This window comes from Paenibacillus sp. TC-CSREp1 (assembly GCF_050171015.1).
Lineage (GTDB): Bacteria > Bacillota > Bacilli > Paenibacillales > Paenibacillaceae > Paenibacillus > Paenibacillus silvae.
In genome coordinates this window covers 153,980-175,052 of sequence record NZ_JBNOKM010000006.1, presented here as the reverse complement: position 1 = coordinate 175,052, position 21,073 = coordinate 153,980, and the positions used below count along the sequence as shown (strand labels likewise).

The 21,073-nt window shown below is 47.2% G+C and carries 17 protein-coding genes; 16 read left to right on the top strand and 1 reads right to left on the bottom strand.

From position 1 onward, the window contains the following. The first annotated feature begins 106 nt into the window (after nt 1–106). From ACQSGY_RS10950 to ACQSGY_RS10875, 16 genes are all read left to right on the top strand, one after another. Nucleotides 107–1,771 (top strand): AraC family transcriptional regulator, encoded by a 1,665-nt coding sequence (locus tag ACQSGY_RS10950; protein WP_427051920.1) that lies wholly within the window; start codon nt 107–109, stop codon nt 1,769–1,771. Nucleotides 1,772–1,905: 134 nt separating this feature from the next. Next, entirely contained in the window at nt 1,906–2,925 is a 1,020-nt protein-coding gene (locus ACQSGY_RS10945; protein ID WP_427051919.1) for an ABC transporter substrate-binding protein, read from the top strand. A gap of 66 nt (nt 2,926–2,991) precedes the next feature. Next, nucleotides 2,992–4,029, top strand: coding sequence for an NAD(P)/FAD-dependent oxidoreductase (locus ACQSGY_RS10940; protein ID WP_427051918.1), 1,038 nt, complete (start codon nt 2,992–2,994; stop codon nt 4,027–4,029). Nucleotides 4,030–4,268: 239 nt separating this feature from the next. Then, nucleotides 4,269–5,456: a formate-dependent phosphoribosylglycinamide formyltransferase gene (gene purT, locus ACQSGY_RS10935; RefSeq protein ID WP_427051917.1), complete on the top strand. Its 1,188-nt coding sequence runs from the start codon at nt 4,269–4,271 to the stop codon at nt 5,454–5,456. Continuing rightward, a complete protein-coding gene (locus ACQSGY_RS10930; protein WP_216514733.1) occupies nt 5,446–5,904 on the top strand; it encodes a GNAT family N-acetyltransferase in 459 nt (152 codons plus the stop codon). The genes purT and ACQSGY_RS10930 overlap by 11 nt, the downstream gene beginning before the upstream one ends. A gap of 169 nt (nt 5,905–6,073) precedes the next feature. Further along, nucleotides 6,074–6,808 (top strand): CAP domain-containing protein, encoded by a 735-nt coding sequence (locus ACQSGY_RS10925; protein WP_427051916.1) that lies wholly within the window; start codon nt 6,074–6,076, stop codon nt 6,806–6,808. Nucleotides 6,809–7,042: 234 nt separating this feature from the next. After that, nucleotides 7,043–7,918 (top strand): GDSL-type esterase/lipase family protein, encoded by an 876-nt coding sequence (locus ACQSGY_RS10920; RefSeq protein ID WP_427051915.1) that lies wholly within the window; start codon nt 7,043–7,045, stop codon nt 7,916–7,918. Next, nucleotides 7,919–8,884 carry an ABC transporter ATP-binding protein gene (locus ACQSGY_RS10915; RefSeq protein ID WP_145401234.1) on the top strand — a complete coding sequence of 322 codons (966 nt, stop codon included), beginning with the start codon at nt 7,919–7,921 and terminating at the stop codon, nt 8,882–8,884. It abuts the gene before it with no gap. Continuing rightward, nucleotides 8,877–9,866: an ABC transporter permease gene (locus ACQSGY_RS10910; RefSeq protein ID WP_427051914.1), complete on the top strand. Its 990-nt coding sequence runs from the start codon at nt 8,877–8,879 to the stop codon at nt 9,864–9,866. The genes ACQSGY_RS10915 and ACQSGY_RS10910 overlap by 8 nt, the downstream gene beginning before the upstream one ends. A 75-nt stretch (nt 9,867–9,941) precedes the next feature. Then, on the top strand, nt 9,942–11,921 hold the full coding sequence (parE, locus tag ACQSGY_RS10905; RefSeq protein ID WP_111271337.1) for a DNA topoisomerase IV subunit B: 1,980 nt from the start codon (nt 9,942–9,944) through the stop codon (nt 11,919–11,921). A 12-nt stretch (nt 11,922–11,933) separates the two neighbouring features. Then, nucleotides 11,934–14,396 carry a DNA gyrase subunit A gene (gyrA, locus tag ACQSGY_RS10900; RefSeq protein WP_427051913.1) on the top strand — a complete coding sequence of 821 codons (2,463 nt, stop codon included), beginning with the start codon at nt 11,934–11,936 and terminating at the stop codon, nt 14,394–14,396. A gap of 229 nt (nt 14,397–14,625) precedes the next feature. Next, nucleotides 14,626–15,072, top strand: a complete 447-nt coding sequence (locus ACQSGY_RS10895; RefSeq protein ID WP_184187428.1) for a MarR family winged helix-turn-helix transcriptional regulator — start codon at nt 14,626–14,628, stop codon at nt 15,070–15,072. Nucleotides 15,073–15,289: 217 nt separating this feature from the next. Continuing rightward, complete coding sequence (locus tag ACQSGY_RS10890; RefSeq protein WP_111271334.1) at nt 15,290–15,607, top strand: ArsR/SmtB family transcription factor; 318 nt, start codon at nt 15,290–15,292, stop codon at nt 15,605–15,607. Next, complete coding sequence (locus ACQSGY_RS10885) at nt 15,600–18,128, top strand: FAD-dependent oxidoreductase (protein ID WP_427051912.1); 2,529 nt, start codon at nt 15,600–15,602, stop codon at nt 18,126–18,128. The genes ACQSGY_RS10890 and ACQSGY_RS10885 overlap by 8 nt, the downstream gene beginning before the upstream one ends. A gap of 459 nt (nt 18,129–18,587) precedes the next feature. Next, nucleotides 18,588–18,977, top strand: coding sequence for a MarR family winged helix-turn-helix transcriptional regulator (locus tag ACQSGY_RS10880; protein ID WP_253299067.1), 390 nt, complete (start codon nt 18,588–18,590; stop codon nt 18,975–18,977). Continuing rightward, a complete protein-coding gene (locus ACQSGY_RS10875; RefSeq protein WP_427051911.1) occupies nt 18,974–20,491 on the top strand; it encodes a DHA2 family efflux MFS transporter permease subunit in 1,518 nt (505 codons plus the stop codon). Before ACQSGY_RS10880 ends, ACQSGY_RS10875 begins: the two co-directional genes overlap by 4 nt. 131 nt (nt 20,492–20,622) lie before the next feature. Here the strand turns inward: ACQSGY_RS10875 and ACQSGY_RS10870 are convergent, their stop codons facing one another. Then, nucleotides 20,623–20,979, bottom strand: a complete 357-nt coding sequence (locus ACQSGY_RS10870; RefSeq protein ID WP_145403631.1) for an MGMT family protein — start codon at nt 20,977–20,979, stop codon at nt 20,623–20,625. Nucleotides 20,980–21,073 lie beyond the last annotated feature (94 nt).

Below are 21,073 nucleotides of genomic sequence, written 5' to 3'. Positions count from 1 at the left end.
CTCGGATTCTAATCGGAATCATGTTGCCTGACCACAGAGGATGCGAAGTGAAATATGTTATATTTTAAACATCATGAAAAATTACAGCGATATCTGGGGGAAGAGCATGCAGAACAAACGCGCAGGACAGGTCAGCCCACTTTCTTCTTTTGATGTACTGGATAAGCTGCATTTCAGCTTGATCGAGTTTCAAGCGGCATCGACAAGCCAGTCCGAGCCTGGCTGGAGACTGGGCAAACATTTTCTGGAAAGTTATTTACTGCTTTTTGCTGCGAGTGGTGAAGGATGGCTGACGGTTGATGGCCAGTTTATTGAGCTCCGAAGTGGAGCTTTTTATATCGGTTTGCCTGGGCAGCTAGTGGAAGCCGTGTTTCACGGAAAAGATAAACGTGGGCTGTACCTGATGAAGTTTAGCGTTACATTTGATGGTGAATGGATTGATACATCCGTACAGGACATGATGAAACAAATATACATGCAAAGCAATAACAGCGAGATCAGCTGCAGCTCGCCAGCTGCTGTTCGTCTGTTATGCCAGGATATAGAGGAGCTCAACCGATGTGCAGAGGGCTTGAAGCGTTATTATGGTCAGATTCGTTTTCAAGAGCTGTTATATCTTATGTTCAGTGATATGCTCCATGTTGAAACACAGGAGACACTCCTGCCTGTTGAGCAGGTCAAGCATTATATTGAACAGCATCATATGGAGAAAATAACGATTCAGGATATGGCTGAGGCTGCACGGATGAGCTCACGTCATTTCATGCGCCTGTTCAAAAAAAGATACGGCTGCAGCGCAGTGGACTATTTAACGATTTATCGAATCAAGCAGGCACAGATTATGATGAGGAATGACCACAGCCTTCGGCTGAAGGAGATTGCGACCTGTGTGGGATTCACAGACGAGATGTATTTCCGCCGTAAATTCAAACAAATTTCGGGACTTCCGCCAGCTGCGTTTATTCGTAACAGTAAGCAGCGTATTGCTGCTGTTCATCCGCTAGCGATCGGCACGTTGCTTGTACTTCAGGTTATCCCCTGCGCAGCAGGAGCGAATCACCCATGGACGGCCTATTACAGACGAAAATATGAGACGGATAAGGTTACTCCTCTGGTTGACACGGAGGATGGAGCTCTGCAGCAGCTGGAGGCCATACGTCCTGATTATATCGTTGCTTTTCGTGAAGAAATGTCACATAACATGATGCAGCATCTAAGCTCACTGGCACCTGTATGTGTGCTTTCACATGCGGATGGCGATTGGCGTCATCATCTCAGAACTGCGGCCGAGTGTCTAAATCGGTCTGCTGCGGCCGAGGTTTGGCTGCAAAGGTATGAGCAAAAGGCAGCTGCCTTGCGTTCACAGCTGTCTGAACAGATCCTCAAGGACACGTTGCTTATCATTAGTATTCAGGAAGCTTGCATTCATGTAATGGGTCCACGAACAATCGCTTCCGTTTTCTATACGGATCTGCAGCTGCTGGCCCCCGAAGGCATAGAGCACGTATGGCAGAAGCATCATCTGCAGATGAGTGATCTAAGCGATCTGGCACATCTGTCTATAGACAGGGCACTAGTCATCGTTGGTGAAGATGCTGCATCAAGACAAACTTGGCTTGAACTAAGCGATTCGGAGATATGGCAGTCTACCAAAGCCGCGCAGCAGGGCTCTATCAGCATGATGCATCCAGGTGTGCTGCTGGAGGACACCGCCTTTACTCATGATCTGATGTTGGACGAAGTATTGAATATGTGGCACCATCGTCCATAATATAAAGTCGCAATCGTCAATATCCTGCGGCGCAGATTTTGACTATACTACTCCTATGTCTAATTGATAATGATAATTATTATTAATCAATGGTTATCAAAATTTCAAAAAAATATATAGGGGGTACATGAGAAGTGAAGTTAAAGTATGGGGTATTTACAGGAATTATTTTATTGCTGCTATTGCTTAGTGCATGTGCACAGGCTACCGAGCCTAAAGCGTCCGGTTCAGGAGAGCGCGGTACAAGTCAGTCCACTACAGCTGCATCCAATACAAGTACAAGTAACTCTGAACAGTCGAATGCGGATCAGGTCAAGGTAGTACAAACCGAGATGGGTGAGATTACAATTCCTGCGTCACCCCAGCGTGTGGTTGGCTTGTCTGTTGTTTATCCGGAGCTGCTGTATTCGCTTGGTATTGTGCCGGTAGCTGTACAAAATTATCATGAAGAGTTTCCGAAATATTTGCAGGAGCCTTTTGCTAACACCGTAAAAATGGGCATTGCCAAGACCCCGGATTTTGAAATGATTCTTGCCGCAAACCCCGATCTGATCCTTGCCCCTGCATGGTGGTCGAAGAAGGATTATGAGCAGCTTTCCCGCATCGCTCCCACCGTACTGCTGCCTGAGCGTGAGGAATGGCCGGAGGAGCTGCAGGATATCGCCGCCGTTCTTGGTAAGGAGGCAGAAGCGAAACAGGTCATGGCAGATTTGGAGCAGCATGAGAAGCAGGGGGCTGACAAGCTGCACAGCCTGATTGGGGACGAGACGGTGCTGTATGTAAGAGTAATGGAGAAGGAAATCATTCTGAACGGCCCCAATCTCTCTCGCGGAGCATTCATTCATAAAAAGCTCGGTTTGAAACCTTTGAGTAATTTCCCTGAAAGTGAAGCTTCACTATCGATCTCAATGGAAGTGCTGCCTGAATATGATGCGGATCATTTGATTATTCAGCTGGATGATAACGAAAACCCGCAGATCAAGAAAAAGTATGAGGAATTGTTAAGCACATCCATCTGGAAAAATCTGAAGGCTGTCAAAGAAAATCACGTATACCTCGTAGGGGGTAAGGAGTGGTTTAATCTGGGCATGGCCCCGCTGGCTGACAATTATGTGATTGATGATATTGTTGCTGCATTTGAAGAGAAGAACTGACCAGCATACGAGCTGATATTACAACAGTGGATATAACGATGAAAACAGGAACAGGATGTGTCTGTAATGCACAATCAGGACTTATATGATGTAACGATTATTGGCGGGGGTCCGGCAGGATTGTATGCGGCGTTCTACGCTGGCATGCGCGAGATGAAAGTGAAGCTCATTGAGGGTAAAGACGAACTGGGCGGATTTTTGCAGACGTATTCGGATAAAACGATCTGGGATGTCGGCGGACTGCCGCCTATGAAATGCGCCAAACTTATTGAGCACCTTGTGCAGCAGGCTGGTACATTTGAACCAACGGTGGTGTTGAAGCAAACGATAGATACGTTTAATCATCTGAATGATGGAGTTTTTGAGTTACAGACTCATACGGGTGAATCGCACTATACTCGCACGGTCATTATAGCCATTGGCCGAGGTGTTGCCGAAGTACAGAGGCTGGATATCCACAGTGCTAAGGACTATGAGAGAAGCAATTTGCATTATACAATTCAGAACCTGGATTATTTTGCAGGAAAAAAAGTGCTAATCTCCGGCGGTGGCAACAGTGCCGTGGATTGGGCACTTGAGCTTGCGGAACGGGCCTGCTCGGTAACTGTGGTGCATCGACAGGATTCATTTCGCGCTATGGAGCACAATGTGAGTCAGATGAGGAGAAAAGCAGAGGTATATACACCCTGTCACATTGAACGTTTCTACGGCAACGGTCAACGCATTCACCAGGTTGGCATAGTGAGCACAGCGACAGGAGAAACCGTCCGTCTTGATGTGGACGAAGTGATCGTAAGTCACGGATATACAAGTCATGTCAGCAATCTCGCCCGTTGTGGTCTGGATATGCACGAAGGTATGCTTGTCATGAATCAGTGGGCTGAAACCAGTGTGCCTGGCATTTTTACAGCGGGAGACTGTGCGGTGCGGGAGGGCAAAGTACGTCTGATTGCCGGTGCTTTTAATGATGCGATTGTTGCGGTCAATAGTGCAAAAAAGTTTCTGGAGCCTGCCGCAGCGGGAATGGCCTACGTATCCTCGCATAACGAGCTGTTCCGGGAGAAAAATCGCGCTTTGCATAACAAACCGACTAGTTCATCGTAATCTTGTAATTAACAGGTATATTCGAATGATGAGTCTATTTGTTTTATATCCTTAATTTTGGGAGTAATGGAAGGAGTAACGAATCGAGAAATGTAATTTGTAAAAATTGATCGAAAAAACACAAAAAATCTTGTAAAATTCACAAGAAAAATAGGGAGCACTCTTGCAATCTTTAACCAAAACCCCGAAAATAGAGAGACAGATATAGAAGATTTCTCTTTGGGAGGATTGGAAAGAACATGTGGGGTGCTCCTTTTTCGGCTCAAGCCAAAAAAATGCTGCTGCTTGGCAGCGGAGAATTGGGTAAAGAGGTCGTGATTGAGGCTGCACGTCTGGGCGTGGAGACGATTGCTGTTGATCGTTACGAGAACGCTCCAGCGATGCAGGTCGCGCATCGATCTCACTGTATCGACATGCTGGATGGCGATGCATTGAAACAATTGATCCGTAAGGAACAACCGCATTACATCGTACCTGAAATTGAAGCCATTGCAACAGAGGCACTGCTTGAACTCGAGGAAGAAGGCTTTTGTGTCGTACCAACGGCCCGTGCTGCCCGTTTAACTATGGATCGCGAAGGCATCCGTCGTCTGGCGGCCGAACAATTGAACCTTCCTACAGCAGCCTATCTTTTTGCGGATAGTCTGGAGCAGCTTCAGGAAGCTATTCGTGAATTGGGAACACCATGTGTTGTTAAACCACTCATGAGTTCATCCGGTAAAGGGCAGAGTGTTTGCCACGTACCGGAAGACGCAGCGAAGTGCTGGGATCTTGCACTTTCAGGAGCTCGCGGCAAATCCGTGCGTGTAATTGTGGAAAGCTTTGTGAAGTTCGAGAGTGAAATTACACTGCTTACGGTCAGATCGGTATCAGGAACTGTTTTTTGTCCGCCCATCGGTCACATTCAGAAGGATGGGGACTATGTCGAATCATGGCAGCCTCATGCGATGACATCGGAGCAATGGACGCAAGCCTGTCATATTGCGAAGACGGTGACCGATGAGCTCGGAGGATATGGACTTTTTGGTGTTGAACTCTTCCTGACTGCTGATGGTGTTGTATTTAGTGAAATCTCACCGCGTCCGCACGACACAGGTATGGTCACAATGGTAACGCAGGACAGCTCGGAGTTTGCGCTTCATGTGCGTGCAATTCTTGGTTTTCCCGTCACAGAAGTACATTTGCTGACACCGGGAGCTTCAGCAACGCTGAAGGCCGATGTTGAAACAACGGATTTCACCATTGGTGGAATGGATGAGGCACTGGCTTTACCTCGTACTCAGGTTCGTGTGTTTGGCAAGCCTGAAACGAAAGCCGGACGCCGGATGGCTGTAGCATTAAGTGCTGGAACAGATGTGGAAGAAGCTCGTAAAACAGCGGTTCAAGCCGCAAATATGCTGAAAGTGGAGGTAAATCATGTCCAATAATGTGGAGGCCCCTGTATTGATGATCCGAGAGTGTGAGCTGCGAGATGCTGAAGCGGTAACGGGATTAATGCGAGAGGTCAGCTATCCGACAACAACCAATGTAATGAAAGAGCGCATTGAAGGTTTGGAGAGCAATCCCAACGCGTGCATGCTTGTTGCCGAAGTGGATGAACAGATTATTGGTGTGATTGGTTTGCAATGTGTTCAAAGTCATGCCTACCCTGAGCCTGCTGCACAGATAACATCTCTAATTGTTGGTCAGGAGCATCGCGGCAGTGGAATTGCTCGTCGTTTGATGGCTCGTGCTGAAGATTGGGGTAAACAGCAAGGCGGTAAACAATTATTTGTCACAGGTGCCAATCGCGAAGTGACCTCAACAACCTATTCATTCTATGAGCATATTGGCTTCCAGAAGAAAGGTTATCGCTTCAGTAAAGTTCTTTTATAATAGATGACAAGACATTCAGAGGGTTCAAACCTGACTGAGTGTCTTTTTTTATTACAAAAAAGTCATTTTTCCAGTATTTGCGGGTTCACATTCTCCTCATAGCTTGCTATACTGCAAGAGTAATGATTACAAAGTTGTAACAATTAAATTTTTGAGGAGATGAATGAATTTGAAGAAGAACTGGATGAAAACTGTTGTGACAGGCAGTCTGACAGCTGTGCTTGCCGTAGGGATTATGCTTCCTGCCTCCGCGTCTGCTGCAGATTCAACATATAAGACGGCAACTACGACAACTTCGTATAAAGTTTTGAATGCGGATAGTCTGAAAGCTTATATTGAGGCGTGGCTCAAGCAGAATGGTTACACTGTTGCTGATGGACAAACAACAACCGAGAAACCTGTTAAACAGCCTGAAACATCAACGCCTGCTCAGCCAAGCAAACCTGCAACACCAGCACAACAAGAAAAACCGACAACAACAACACCTGCCAAAGATCCTTCAAGCACGGGCAATAACGGTACAACAAGCACACAGTCCGATTTTGCTGCACAAGTGGTGAAACTGGTCAACGCTGAACGTGCCAAAGCAGGCCTAGGTGCGCTGTCCTCCGACGCGCTTCTGGACAAGGTTGCTGTAGCCAAAGTGAAAGATATGAGCAACAACAACTACTTTGATCACCAGTCTCCAACTTACGGTTCTCCGTTTGATATGATGAAACAGTTCGGGGTAACTTATAGCTATGCAGGTGAAAATATCGCCAAAGGTCAAAAAACACCGCAAGAAGTCGTTACGGCCTGGATGAACAGTGCGGGCCACCGTGCAAACATTCTGAATGCAAACTTTACGCATATCGGTGTGGGTTATTACAACGGATACTGGGCTCAAGAGTTTATCGGTAAATAAGAGCTGGAAATGAATATTCTATAAATAACGTCATAATAAAAAGCCATGTCTTCACTCAGCGAATGCTTTGTGGGATATGGCTTTTTACCAGTTTTCGACCAGAAATCTGTATGGTTTTCTGAATACTGCGGCAAAATTTGCAAATTCACGACAGAAGTTTTATGTTATTTAGAATAGGGTCATTTTAGAGTAAAGCTATTATACATTATACACACCTGACTGGAGATGTGATGCATGAAAAAGAACAAAAATCTGGATTCAGCTCCCTGGATCTGGCGAAGTGTGAGCACCATATCCATCTTGGCAACGCTGCTGTTGCTGTTTGGATTTGGTTACGCCATAAAAGATGTAATTTACCCTAAAGGGGATTCAAAATTAAATGATGGACAGCAGGCTGCCAGTCCGGCTAACGAAGGTCAAAATGATGGCAGCAAAGCGATTGTTGAGGATGGGAAAATTCGCATGGCCGTCATCGGTGATTCTCTTGCCAGAGGTACAGGGGATGATGAAGGGCTTGGCTTCGTAAGAAGGGCGGGTAATCTGCTCAAAGATGAGGGTTACGATGTACAGGTGCTTAATAATCTGGGTGTGAACGGGCTCAGAACAGATGCGTTGTTAAAAAAGCTGGATGAGCAAGGCGTCAAGTATGTGCTGCAGCAATCCAACTTTATTTTGCTCTCGATCGGTGCAAATGATCTGTTTCAGGGCGGACAGGTTCTTCAGGGTGAGGACCCGCCAACTGCCGAAAAGCTGGCTGCTGCGCTGCCCGAAACATCGAAACGGCTGCAGGAAATTTTGAAGAAGGTGAAGGCAATTAATCCTGAAGCACAGATCTTGTATATCGGATTATACAATCCGTTTGGCAATGTAAAAGAGCTGGAGAAGCCGGGTAACGCAGTAGTTGCTGCCTGGAACGAAGCGGCGATGAGTATTTTGAATAGTGAAGATAAAATGACACTTGTACCGACCTTTGATCTGTTTGAAAATCATCTGGATGAGTATCTGTCATCAGACCATTTTCACCCTAATGCACAAGGATATCAGCAGATGGCGGTGCGTATTGCACAGGAATATCAGGGAGAAAAACCTGCAAAAGGGGGCTCGAAATAGATGGCAGAGCAGCAGTATGATTCGGTCCTGTCCGTACAAAATCTGAAGAAAAAGATCGGACGAAAATGGATTATTAAAGATGTTACGTTTGATGTGAAGCCCGGTGAGATTTTTGGCTTTCTTGGACCAAACGGAGCAGGGAAAACAACGACGATTCGTATGCTTGTTGATCTGATCAAACCTACGGAGGGCAAAATTTCAGTTTGCGGCTACGACGTAAACCGCGATCCCGAGCGGGCGCTGAAGTATGTTGGTTCCATCGTTGAAAATCCCGAGGTGTATACATATTTGACCGGGTGGGAGAATCTGGAGCATTTTGCCCGGATGCAGCCTGGTGTGGACCATGACCGTATTCAGGAAGTGGTTAACATTGTACGTCTGGATCAACGTATTCATGATAAGGTCAGAACGTATTCTCTTGGTATGCGTCAGCGACTAGGCATTGCACAGGCCTTGCTTGGCAGACCTCGATTGCTTATTCTGGATGAACCGACGAACGGCCTTGATCCGAAGGGAATCAAAGAACTGCGGGTGTTTATCAAGCAGCTTGCCAGTGAGGGCATGGCGGTGTTTGTCAGCAGCCACTTGTTAAGCGAGATTCAGCTCCTGTGTGACAGAGTTGCCATAATCAGTGCAGGCCGTGTGCTGGCTGTTGGCGGTGTCAACGAACTGATCGAGGATCATTCCAAAGTGGCAATCTGGCATCTTACGCCGCTTGAATCAGGTCGCCAGATGCTGGTCGATCAAGGAATCACACTAATCGAGCGGCCAGGTGATGTGATGGATGACACCATTGTTGCAGGACTCGGGCCCAATGCGGTTGTTGCCGAGATGCACGAAGAGCTGATTCCCGAACTGGTGCAGCAGCTGGTACAAGCAGGCATTCAGGTTGAAGGCGTGCAGCGGATTCAGCCTACCCTTGAGCAATTATTTTTAAAAATGACAGAAGGTGAATCCATTGAATAATATCATGCCGCTGATCCGTAACGAGACTATCAAGATGGTGAAGAAGAAACGTCTTTATATTATTTTCATCGTTCTGGCTATACTTGTACCAATGTTCACGTATGCCCAGATGAAATCAGCTCAAAATAACCGTGACAAGTTCGGCGGTGACTGGCGGCTTGAATTGCAGCAGGCGATTACGGACAACCAGAACTCACTGGGAAGTGATCGTGTTCCTGAGGAATATAAAAAGTACAGAACGGTTTATATTCAGCAGATGCAATATTATCTGGAAAACGATATAAATCCTAAAGAGCCTGGTGGTGTAACGTTTACGAGGGAGTTTATGAACAATGCAGTAGGTTTGTTTATTCCTCTCTTGATTATGGCGATTGCTTCGGACCTTGTATCGGGTGAACGAACAACAGGCACGATCAAGATGCTGCTGACCCGTCCCGTCAGACGTTGGAAGGTGCTTCTCAGCAAGCTGATCACGCTGATTATGTTTGTTTCCATAATCGTTGTATCCGCCTATGTGATCTGTTACGCGATTTCGGGGGCTGTCTTTGGGTACAAGGGCTTTGGAATGCCTGTTTTTACGGGCTTCAAAGTCGTTGGCACGGATGTGGATATGTCGGCAGTACATGCGGTAAGTCAGTGGCAGTATATGCTGATGCAGGCGGGGTTAATCTGGTTTGTGAGCATTATTGTGGCGATGCTGGCATTTATGGTTTCGGTGCTGGTGCGCAGTACAGCCGCAAGTATCGTCATTATGATGGCTTCGCTCATCGCTGGAACTATTCTGACGAACATGGCAGCCTCATGGGAATCAGCCAAATATTTATTTATGGTCAACCTTGAGCTGCCTGATTATTTGTCCGGCGGACTGCCGCCAATTGAAGGCATGAATCTCGGTTTTTCCCTGATTGTACTTGGTGTTTGGGGTGCTGCATCACTTATCGTATCATTCCTTGTCTTTACGAAACGGGATATCTTGAATTAAAATGGACAAGGATAAGAAAACATCTGTTTGCATTTCAGGCAAGTTTGTAGTTTCAGTTAAGAAGGGGGAGCATGAATGGTCGAGCAAATCGATGTGTCGGCAGGTTCGACAGGCGGAGGGCAAGTTGCCTCGGGCTACGACGCGGACGACATTCAAGTACTTGAAGGACTGGTAGCGGTTCGGAAACGGCCAGGGATGTACATCGGCAGCACCAGTACTTCAGGTCTACATCATTTGGTATGGGAGATCGTGGACAATGCTGTCGATGAGCACCTTGCCAAATTCTGCTCCAAAATCGATATCACGCTGCACAAGGACGGTTCTGTTACGGTTCAGGATAACGGAAGGGGAATTCCGACAGGCATACATAAAACAGGGATTCCTACTCCCCAGGTCGTGTTTACGATTTTGCACGCAGGCGGTAAGTTCGGCGGATCAGGATACAAAAAATCCGGGGGTCTGCACGGCGTAGGGGCTTCGGTCACCAATGCGTTGTCGGAGTGGCTTGAAGTCGAAATTTTCCGGGACGGCAAAATTCATCGTCAGCGTTTCGAATATTGGCAGGATAAAAAGGGTGTCGAGCATGTTGGAGAACCTGTTTCGGGGCTTGAAGTGATCGGAAATACGAATCGAACCGGAACAAAAGTAACATTTAAACCGGATATACGTGTTTTTCAAAACGGTATTCAGCTGAATTACGATACGCTTGCTGAGCGTCTTCAGGAGATTGCTTTTCTGAATTCAGGTCTGAAAATTGTGTTAAAAGACGAGCGTTCGGGCCATCAGGACGAATTCATGTATGAGGGCGGCGCAAGCCAGTTTGTCGAATATTTGAACGAAAACAAGGATGTGCTGCATGATGTCATTCACTTCTATGCGGAGAAGGATGACATCGAGGTGGAGATTGCGATTCAGTACAACGCCGGTTATACCGAGACGATTGCTTCGTTTGTTAACTCCATTCCTACCCGCGGCGGCGGAACACATGAGACCGGATTCAGAGCGGCATATACCCGTGTGATGAACGATTACGCCCGCCGCACCAGCATGATTAAGGAAAAGGATAAAAACCTGGAAGGCAATGATCTGCGTGAAGGTATGATGGCTGTGATCAGTGTCAAAATGTCGGAGGTCGAATTTGTCGGCCAGACCAAAGACCAGCTTGGCAGTGCTACGGCACGGAGCGCAGTGGACTCGGTTGTGTCTGACAATATCCAGCGTTTTCTGGAAGAGAATCCGCAGGTAGCACAAACGTTGATTCGGAAAGCTGTGCAGGCGTCCAAGGCGAGAGAAGCTGCACGTAAAGCACGTGACGAGATGCGTTCGGGCAAAAAGCGCAGCGAGAGCTCCAACTTGAACGGCAAGCTGACGCCAGCGCAGTCGAAGGATTTTACACGTAATGAGCTGTTTATCGTAGAGGGAGACTCTGCGGGCGGTTCGGCCAAGCAAGGGCGTGATTCCAAAATTCAGGCTATTTTGCCGTTGAAGGGAAAACCGCTAAATCCGGAAAAATCCAAGCTGGCGGATATTTTGAAAAATGAAGAGTATCGTGCAATTACAGCCGCTATCGGGGCTGGCATTGGTACGGAATTTGCTGTAGAAGATAGCAATTATTCTAAAATCATTATCATGACGGATGCCGATACGGACGGTGCACATATCCAGGTGCTGCTGCTTACGTTCTTTTACCGTTACATGAAACCGTTAATTGATGCAGGTAAAGTATATATTGCGCAGCCGCCTTTATATAAACTGACTCGCAAATCCGGCAAAATGGCTACGGTAAGATATGCGTGGACGGATGAGGAGCTTGCCAACTACATGAAAGAATTCGGCAATAATGTCGAGCTGCAGCGTTATAAAGGTTTGGGTGAGATGAACCCGGATCAGCTGTGGGAAACAACGATGAATCCGGAGACACGTTCGATGCTGAAGGTGGAGATCGTGGATGCGGCCAAAGCAGAGCGTCGTGTATCCACGCTGATGGGGGATAAAGTGGACCCGCGCAAACGCTGGATCGTAGAAAATGTTGACTTTACAGAGTACGAAGAATAGAAGGTGCTTGGAATGAGTCTATCAGAACAATTTATGCCGGCCTTTCTGGAAGAGGTCGTGGGTGACCGTTTCGGTCGCTACTCTAAATATATTATTCAGGACCGGGCAATACCCGATGTACGGGACGGATTAAAGCCAGTACAGCGCCGTATATTGTACGCGATGTACGATTCGGGCAATACACCTGAAAAGCCATACCGCAAGTCTGCCAAAACCGTCGGGGATGTTATGGGTAATTATCACCCTCACGGGGACTCCTCTATCTACGAGGGCATGGTACGTATGGCTCAGCCGTGGAAAATGGGTCACATGCTTGTGGATGGACATGGTAACTGGGGGTCACAGGATGATGATCCGGCTGCGGCAATGCGGTATACGGAGGCCCGCTTGTCGTCCATTGCGATGGAGATGCTGCGTGATATCGAAAAACGCACGGTGCTGTTTAAGGATAACTTTGATAATACAGCCAAAGAACCCGTGGTGCTGCCTTCCCGTTATCCGAATCTGCTGGTCAATGGCGTAAGCGGCATATCGTCCGGTTTTGCAACGGAGATTCCGCCTCACAATTTGCGGGAAACGATTGATGCTTGCATAGCTGTAATGGAAAAGCCGTCTATTGAGCTGGACGAAATTATGATGTTTATGAAAGGTCCCGATTTTCCGACAGGTGGATTAATTATGGGCGGCGACGGCATTCTGGATGCCTATCGGACAGGTAAAGGACGAATCTACATACGTTCCAAAACCGATATCGAAAATATGCGCGGCGGCAAGCAGCAGATTGTCATTACCGAGATTCCGTATCAGGTTGTGAAATCACGGCTGGTGACCACAATGGAAAACATCCGTCTGGAGAAAAAGGTTGAGGGTATTGCAGAGGTTCGTGACGAGAGCGGCCGTGAAGGTCTGCGAATCGTGGTGGAATTGAAAAAAGATGCGGATGCCCAAGGCATTCTGGCTTATTTGCTCAAGAAAACCGATCTTCAGGTTACCTATAACTTCAATATGGTTGCCATTGTGAACAAAGCGCCACAGCAACTCGGTCTGAAGGCCATTCTGGAAGCGTATATTGCTCATCAGCGTGAAGTTGTGACCTTCCGGACGAAGTATGAGCTGGAAAAGGCAGAGGATCGCGCTCATGTGCTTGAAGGGCTTGTGAAGGCTCTTAACATTCTGGATGAAGTGATTGCGGCAATTAAAGCGTCGAAGAATCGTCAGGACGCCCAGAACAATCTCACCTGGATGTTTGGTTTCACGGAGCGTCAGGCCGACTCCATTCTTACCTTGCAGCTGTATCGTTTGACGAATCTCGAGATTAATGCGCTGCAAAAGGAATTGGATGAGCTTATGAAGAAAATTTCACAGCTGCGTTCTATTCTGGAGAGTGATCGCAAGCTGATTGGAGTCATTCGCAAGGAATTGCTGGAGATCAAGGAGAAGTACGGGATTGACCGTCGTTCTGCAATTCAGGGCGAGGTAGAAGAGCTCAAGGTGAATCTTGAAGTTCTGGTCAATGCAGAGGATGTATTGGTGACGCTGTCCAAAGAGGGGTATGTGAAGCGTTCGAGCATGCAGTCCTTCACACGGTCCGGCGGCGAACGAAGCGCCAGCGGTGTTAAAGAGGGGGATTATATCTCTCAGGTGCTGGATGTGAATACACTGGAGAACCTGCTTGTGTTTACGCAAAAAGGGCAATACTTCCTCCTGCCGGTTCATCAGGTGCCGGAATTCAAGTGGAAAGATCCTGGCACAGCGATTGTCAATGTGATTCCGCTGGCGAAGGATGATCGGATTGCCAGTGTACTGGCGGTCAAATCCTTTGAAGAGCCGGATCACAGCCTTGTATTTGTGACACGTAAGGGACAGGTGAAACGAACCGAACTCAAGGAGTACGTTACGAAACGTTCAGGTGCAGTTGCTGCCTGTAAGGTGGGCAAGGACGATGAAGTTCTCTCTGTACATTTGAGCACAGGTGGTAAAGATATTATGCTGATCACCAAAGAAGCGATGGCCATTCGTTTCCGTGAGGATGAAGTCAATCCGATGGGACGTGTCTCTGGCGGTGTTCGCGGTATTCAGCTTAAAGACACGGATGAAGTTGTCTCCGCGCTGTGGGTCGAAGGAGAAGAGGGCGAAATTGCTGTATTGTCTGATCTGGGCTATGGTAAACGTTCCTTGCTGCTTGACTATGCCTTGCAAAGCCGTGGAGGTAAAGGTCTGGCTACGTTTGAATTCAAGGAAGGCAAACGTGTCAAGCCGAATGGAAGCCGAATAGCAGGTGCATTCTATTGCAGAGAACAGCGCCAGCTGACTGTCATGACCAGAGAAGGGCATGCTCATTCCATCTCTTCGGAGAGTGTGCCACTGACTGAACGGAAGCATATAGGCAAATTACTCGTATCCGTGGATAAGCAGGATGAAATTACCGAGCTGATCCCGGACTTCAATGAAAATCAGCCAGAAGCTGCAGTATAAATTAATCTCAGAAAGACTCTTCGCAGACATCGCTTATTATGTCGGGCGAAGAGTCTTTTTTTGTTGTTCCAAGGCGGCTTTGAAGCGCGTCTTCAAGCGAAGTTTAACAACCTTCGTCGATTGCGGTCGATCGCTGGGAAATTGAAAAAATGCAGCAGGAATGCGGCTTCAAACCGCGAAAAGTTAAGCTAATGAACAGATAAATCGTTGCCAGGAGGAGTGATGTTCAATGTATTATTCTGATTTTGCCAAATGCTGGTCAAAATTAACGAAGGATTATAAATTGCATATGGATCAGGAACTGGCGCCTTCTCTCACAGAGGCGCAGCTCGCAGTATTGGAAGTGCTGGAGGATCATGAGAAGATGAAACCGTCCGATCTGATTCCGTTTCTGGCGACTACCCCGGCTGCAGTAACGATGCTGCTTGATCGTATGGAGAAAAACGGCCTCATTTGCAGGGATCGGGATGATCAGGACAGACGGATTGTCTGGGTCTCTCTCTCGGACAAGGGCCGAATGGAAACGAAACGAGGCGTTACCATTCGCAATGAGTTTATGAATTCGGTTCTTAGCAACATTTCGATGCACAATCAACAATTGTTAGTGTATTTGCTTGGAAAAATGACGACACCCAAAACTCAAGTACAGGAGCCAGCTTTAACCAGCTCGGTTTAAAATCAATTACAGATAGGTACACTCTACACATGGCGGTACTGTGATGAACATGCTCTCGTTCTTTACGACCGAGGGGGAGAAGTAACGATGCCTTTGAACAGACTTCTGGCTTTTGAGCGGGAGTCTGTTTTTATTTTGAGGCAAAAAACAGATGCAAGTTGACAACTGTATCGCTATAACGTAATATTACGATATAACGATTGAGGAGGAGTTGCTTTTGAATTTCCCTGCTTTTGATCGGAATCAATTAAAGCAGTTTGACGAACCCGCTGAATTTCTCAAAGCGTTGTCTCACCCGATACGGCTATGCATCGTACGGGGCTTGATGCGCAAGAAGAAATGTAATGTTTCATATATGCAGGAATGCCTGGACCTTCCGCAATCTACCGTGTCGCAGCATCTGCAAAAGCTTCGCAGTGCAGGCATTGTAGCTACCGAGCGTAATGGTCTTGAGGTGAATTATGTACTCGCTGATCCACGTGTGGAACAACTGGTGAATATTTTATTTGCAAAGGATGAGTGCGAAGATGAATGAACGTAAAAAAGTGTTAATCGTAGGCGGTGTTGCAGGTGGCGCTTCCGCCGCCGCACGCCTCCGCCGTCTGGACGAACAAGCAGAGATTATTATGTTTGAGAAAGGCCCTTATATATCATTTGCGAACTGCGGTCTGCCTTATTACATCGGGGGTACGATTGAAGAGCGTGAACGACTGCTTGTGCAGACGCCTAAAGGCATGCAGGATCGATTCAACATTGATGTACGTACAGAGAGTGAGGTTATTGCGGTTGATTCCAGCAAACGTATTGTACAAGTACGGAGTGTGGAACGTGGTGTATATGAGGAAAGTTATGATGAGTTGATTCTGTCCCCGGGTGCTCGTCCCGTTGTGCCTGATCTGCCGGGCAAGGATAACCCGCTAATCTATACGGTGCGGAACATTCCTGATATCGATCGAATCAAGAAACAGGTTAGTTCTCGTAATAACCAAAGTTCGATCGTCATTGGTGGCGGATTTATCGGGGTAGAAATGGCTGAAAATTTGAAGGAAGCCGGGCTTGATGTCACTCTGGTAGAGGGCAATGATCAGCTGTTAACTCCGTTTGATCCTGAACTGGCAGCTGCCCTTGCTCAAGAGATGCAGCAACATGGTGTTCATCTGTTATTTTCACAACGTGTGCAAAGCTTCCGTGCTCTCGATCAAGGCATTGGCGTAGAACTGTCAGATGGCCTTGTGTTATCGGCGGACATGGTCATTCTGGCTATCGGGGTTACACCGGATACCGCTTTTTTGCAGAATAGTGGGGTAGCTCTTGGACCACGCGGGCACATTGTCGTCAATGAAAAGATGGAGAGCAGTGTTCCGCATATCTATGCGGTGGGTGATGCCATTGAAGTGAAGGATTACATTCACGGGACACAAACAGCGATACCGCTTGCGGGTCCAGCAAACAAGCAGGGGAGAATTGTAGCGGATCAGATTGCGGGGCTTCCAACGACATATAAAGGAACTCAGGGAACGTCCATTATCAAAGTTTTCGGGTTGACGGGAGCCTCTACGGGCACCAACGAAAAAACGCTGAAACGTTTGAATAAGGATTATCGCACCGTAACGGTTCACCCGGCTTCTCATGCGTCCTACTATCCAGGCTCCAGTGCAGTGACATTGAAACTGTTATTCACTCCAGAGGGCGAGATTTTGGGCGCACAGGCGGTAGGTTATGAAGGTGTGGATAAACGGATTGATGATATTGCTGTGGCGATCCATTATGGCGGCAATGTACGTGATCTGACAGAACTGGAATTAAGCTATGCACCGCCCTACTCTTCAGCGAAAGACCCGGTGAACATGATTGGTTACGCTGCGGAAAATATTTTGGACGGACGAGTGAATTCATTCACGTATGATCAGCTTGCTGAGCGTGATCCTGCGGGGTCCATCTTGCTGGACGTACGCAGTGATCTGGAGCACCGCAACGGGAACATTCCAGGCTCACTGTCTATTCCGGTGGACGAGCTTCGCCATCGTCTTGCCGAGCTGGATGCATCCAAGGAAATCTGGGTTTATTGCCAGGTAGGGCTGCGGGGGTATACAGCTACGCAAATCTTGCGCCAGCATGGTTATCAGGTGAAGAACTTAAGCGGGGGTTACAAGACCTATCGTCAAGCTCAATTCAAACCAGCACCAGTGTCAGGGACAGATAACAACAGTTTGACTAGCAGTAATAGTGGTAAAACAGATGCAGAAACACAGGGGGGGCACAGGAGCACGATGACGGAAGTGAATACACGGAATGACAAGCAAGTCCAGTCCTCCAAGGAAATTCGAATTGATAATGAGCTGAATGTATGCGGTTTGAGCTGCCCTGGGCCGCTTATTGAGGTTAAACAGAAGATGGATCAGTTGCAGGATGGACAAACACTTCGAGTTAAAGCCTCGGATCCCGGATTTTATGAGGATGTCAAGGCTTGGGCAAGTATGTCCGGGTCGGATGTGCTGAAGCTTGAGCGTGAGAAGGGCGGGGTGATCGAGGCTGTTTTGTCCAAAAACACAGCACCTGTCAGAAGTGAGTCACAGCCATTTGACAAAGCAAGCACGATGGTTGTATTCAGCGGTGATCTGGATAAAGCAATTGCGTCGTTCATCATTGCTAACGGAGCAGCTGCGAGCGGTCGCAAAGTGACGATGTTTTTCACCTTCTGGGGACTGAATATCATCCGTAAGCAAGAGCTGCAGCAGGCGCCTGTGAAAACTGGCATGGCTCGCATGTTTGATATGATGCTGCCCAAAAATAGCTTGAAGCTTGGACTCTCCAGAATGAATATGTTTGGTGCAGGACCCAAGATGATTCGAGGACTGATGAAAAAAAATAATGTAGCTTCGCTGGAGCAGCTGATGCAATCGGCGATCGCACAAGGGGTAGAGATAGTGGCCTGCCAGATGTCGATGGATCTGATGGGCATACAGCATGAAGAATTGATCAATGAAGCTGTCATTGGCGGAGTGGGTTATTACCTAGGTCAAGCGGATCAGGCGAATCATAATTTGTTTATCTAAACATAACTGAATTCATGCTTTTCGATTTTTAGGCCAACCTCTGTTCCGCCATATTAGTGGAGCAGAGGTCTTTTGATTGAATAATCTCATCATTTCGGGACAGGCTACAATTTAAAGCGTGTCTTGAAACCTACTGAAGTGCATCTTTTACGGCCTTGTCGCCCCCTGCTGTGTCACTTTCCCTTGACGACCTTCAAGTGCAGTATGGAAAAACATTGCTGATCCTAGGTTAGAGATATCGAAAAAAGCTTATATAATACATATTAGTATGTACTGATATTATTTTCTTCAAATTTAATATGTAAAGAGTTGACTATGTAAATTTTTTTGTTATAATAAGTAATTGTTCCCCTGATATTTCGTGTACGAAATATTATATTCCATAAGTAAAAGGGTGAAACAATGACGGACTCGCACGAAGTATTTTACATTATCAACTCATTTCGACAAGTGAATCAGATGCTTTTCCGGGCATTCTGGAATGAAAACAAGGATATCGAGTTGACTTCGATTCAGTTTATGGTGTTATCCATCCTTAAAGAGCGACCAGCCTTGGGCATTAACGAGATTGCTGATCTTTGTCATGTGGGCAGCAGCTCGATGAGCGCTGTTGTTGAGCGTCTCGTTAAGGGCGAGTACATTGTGCGTACTCGTTCTGATGCGGATCGCCGCTCTGTAGTGCTGCAGATTACAGCCAAAGGGGAAAAGGCCCAGCAGGAGACACAGCAGCTATGGATGGAGCGTGTATCACCTATACTGGAAATTCCGAAGGATGATCTTGAGCACCTGCTTCGCATTCATAGTCTGATGATTGAAAAGTTACAAGGAAGAGAGATGAACAACTTATGAGCACAACAACTGCTACAGCTCCGTCCTCCGGAATGGACAACATCAAGAAAGGCCCGATTGTAGCGGCCTTGTTAATTGGTGCCTTTGTGGCATTTTTGAACCAGACCCTGATGAACGTGGCTCTTCCTAAAATTATGGATGACCTCGGCATCGGGCCGAACAGAGCCCAGTGGCTGACCACGGGTTATATGCTGGTGAACGGGGTGCTGATCCCGGTTACGGCGTACTTGATCGCCAAGTTTTCAACACGGCAAATTTTTATAACAGCCATGACCTTATTTACATTAGGTACATTGGTATGTGGAATTAGTCCAAATTTCTCTATTCTAATGGTTGGTCGTGTGATTCAGGCCGGCGGTGCAGGTATTTTGATGCCGTTGATGACGGTTGTATTTCTGACCATCTTCCCGATTGAGAAGCGCGGTCAGGCGATGGGTACGATGGGGATTGCCATGATTCTTGCACCAGCGATTGGACCGACATTGTCCGGTTATATCGTTGAGCACTACTCCTGGAGATTATTGTTCTACATCATTCTGCCATTCTCGGTCATTGCAACAGCGATTGGTATTGCTTTTGTCAAAAATGTAACACGTCAGTCCAAACCGAAACTGGATTCGATCGGCGTTATTTTATCTACACTCGGCTTCGGCAGCTTACTGTACGGATTCAGTGATGCTGGAACAGATGGATGGGGCAGTACTGTCGTGATCAGCTGTCTAGTCGTTGGTGCGGTTTCCCTCATTTTGTTCGTTATCCGCCAGCTGACAACAGATCATCCGCTGCTTGAGTTCCGTATTTTTAAATACAATATGTACACCTTAACCACCATCATTAATATGCTTGTTACGATGGCCATGTTTGCGGGTATGATTTTGCTTCCGATTTTCTTGCAAAATATTCGTGGGTTCTCGCCTATTGAATCCGGCTTGCTGATGATGCCTGGTGCCATTCTGATGGGTATCATGTCTCCGATCACGGGCCGCATCTTCGATAAAGTCGGTGCACGCTGGCTGTCGGTTGCAGGCTTGGCGATTACAGCCATCACAACGTGGGGACTTAGTCGTCTGTCCATTGACACGACGTATGGATACATGATGTTTATCTACACGGCTCGTATGTTCGGGATGTCCATGCTGATGATGCCAATCCAGACCGCAGGTCTGAATCAGCTGCCTCAACGACTTAATGCACATGGTACAGCAATGTCGAACACACTGCGTACAGTGGCGGGGGCGATCGGTACAGCCATTCTTGTAACGATCATGAGCAGCAAGCTGAAGTCGCATCTGGCCGAAACGATGGCTACGGGTACAGTTGACCCGAATAACAAAACAGCGATGCTGGCTGCTACAGCAGATGCAACGATCTATGGCGTTAACTACGCCTTTACAGTCGCAACTTATATGACGATTGCAGCCCTGATTCTGGCCTTCTTTATCCAGAAAACGAAACCGGCTTCCGAACCGCTAAACGCGGAGAAGGAAAAAGCCAAAAAGGTTGCGACAGCTTAATTGATTTGAAATGATTCCTAAAAGAGAAAGAGAACTCTCCACTGCCAGTAGGATGCACCTACTTGAGGCAGGGAGAGTTCTCTTTTTTTTGCAAACAGGACATTGCCCATTTAACGAATTACAATACATTGTTACTCATCCTCATTCTCATTTGAAGCCAAATGATGCAGCAGCCAATCGGGATCAGGTTCATGTCTGAAGCGTATGAGGTCAATGGTACCATCCATTTGAAACTCGACTCCTTCGCTAATCAGCTCGTTCTCCTGCATCATACGGGATTCATCGTCTGGTATAGCGATTTCTCCCTTGGCATTGACGACACGATGCCAGGGCAGACGTTCTTTACGACTCATGGAGTGAAGGGTGCGGACAACCTGTCTTGCCGCTCTGGGGCTCCCTGCAAGGGCTGCAATCTGCCCGTAAGTCATGACTTTGCCCTCGGGGATCGCTGCAATAATAGCGACAACCTGTTTCGTAAACGGGGTTATGATAATCGACTCCTGTCTTTGAACTGAAAATAACAGATCAACAAGATCAAGATACTTTAAAATAAAAACGTGTCGTTCAGATATCGGATCTGAA

What these genes read in the sequence shown, in the direction of transcription:
- ACQSGY_RS10950 (WP_427051920.1), top strand. Translation starts at nt 107, where the DNA reads ATGCAGAACAAACGCGCAGGACAGGTCAGCCCACTTTCTTCTTTTGAT.
- ACQSGY_RS10940 (WP_427051918.1), top strand. Translation starts at nt 2,992, where the DNA reads ATGCACAATCAGGACTTATATGATGTAACGATTATTGGCGGGGGTCCG.
- purT (WP_427051917.1), top strand. Translation starts at nt 4,269, where the DNA reads ATGTGGGGTGCTCCTTTTTCGGCTCAAGCCAAAAAAATGCTGCTGCTT.
- ACQSGY_RS10930 (WP_216514733.1), top strand. Translation starts at nt 5,446, where the DNA reads ATGTCCAATAATGTGGAGGCCCCTGTATTGATGATCCGAGAGTGTGAG.
- ACQSGY_RS10920 (WP_427051915.1), top strand. Translation starts at nt 7,043, where the DNA reads ATGAAAAAGAACAAAAATCTGGATTCAGCTCCCTGGATCTGGCGAAGT.
- ACQSGY_RS10915 (WP_145401234.1), top strand. Translation starts at nt 7,919, where the DNA reads ATGGCAGAGCAGCAGTATGATTCGGTCCTGTCCGTACAAAATCTGAAG.
- parE (WP_111271337.1), top strand. Translation starts at nt 9,942, where the DNA reads ATGGTCGAGCAAATCGATGTGTCGGCAGGTTCGACAGGCGGAGGGCAA.
- gyrA (WP_427051913.1), top strand. Translation starts at nt 11,934, where the DNA reads ATGAGTCTATCAGAACAATTTATGCCGGCCTTTCTGGAAGAGGTCGTG.
- ACQSGY_RS10895 (WP_184187428.1), top strand. Translation starts at nt 14,626, where the DNA reads ATGTATTATTCTGATTTTGCCAAATGCTGGTCAAAATTAACGAAGGAT.
- ACQSGY_RS10885 (WP_427051912.1), top strand. Translation starts at nt 15,600, where the DNA reads ATGAATGAACGTAAAAAAGTGTTAATCGTAGGCGGTGTTGCAGGTGGC.
- ACQSGY_RS10880 (WP_253299067.1), top strand. Translation starts at nt 18,588, where the DNA reads ATGCTTTTCCGGGCATTCTGGAATGAAAACAAGGATATCGAGTTGACT.
- ACQSGY_RS10875 (WP_427051911.1), top strand. Translation starts at nt 18,974, where the DNA reads ATGAGCACAACAACTGCTACAGCTCCGTCCTCCGGAATGGACAACATC.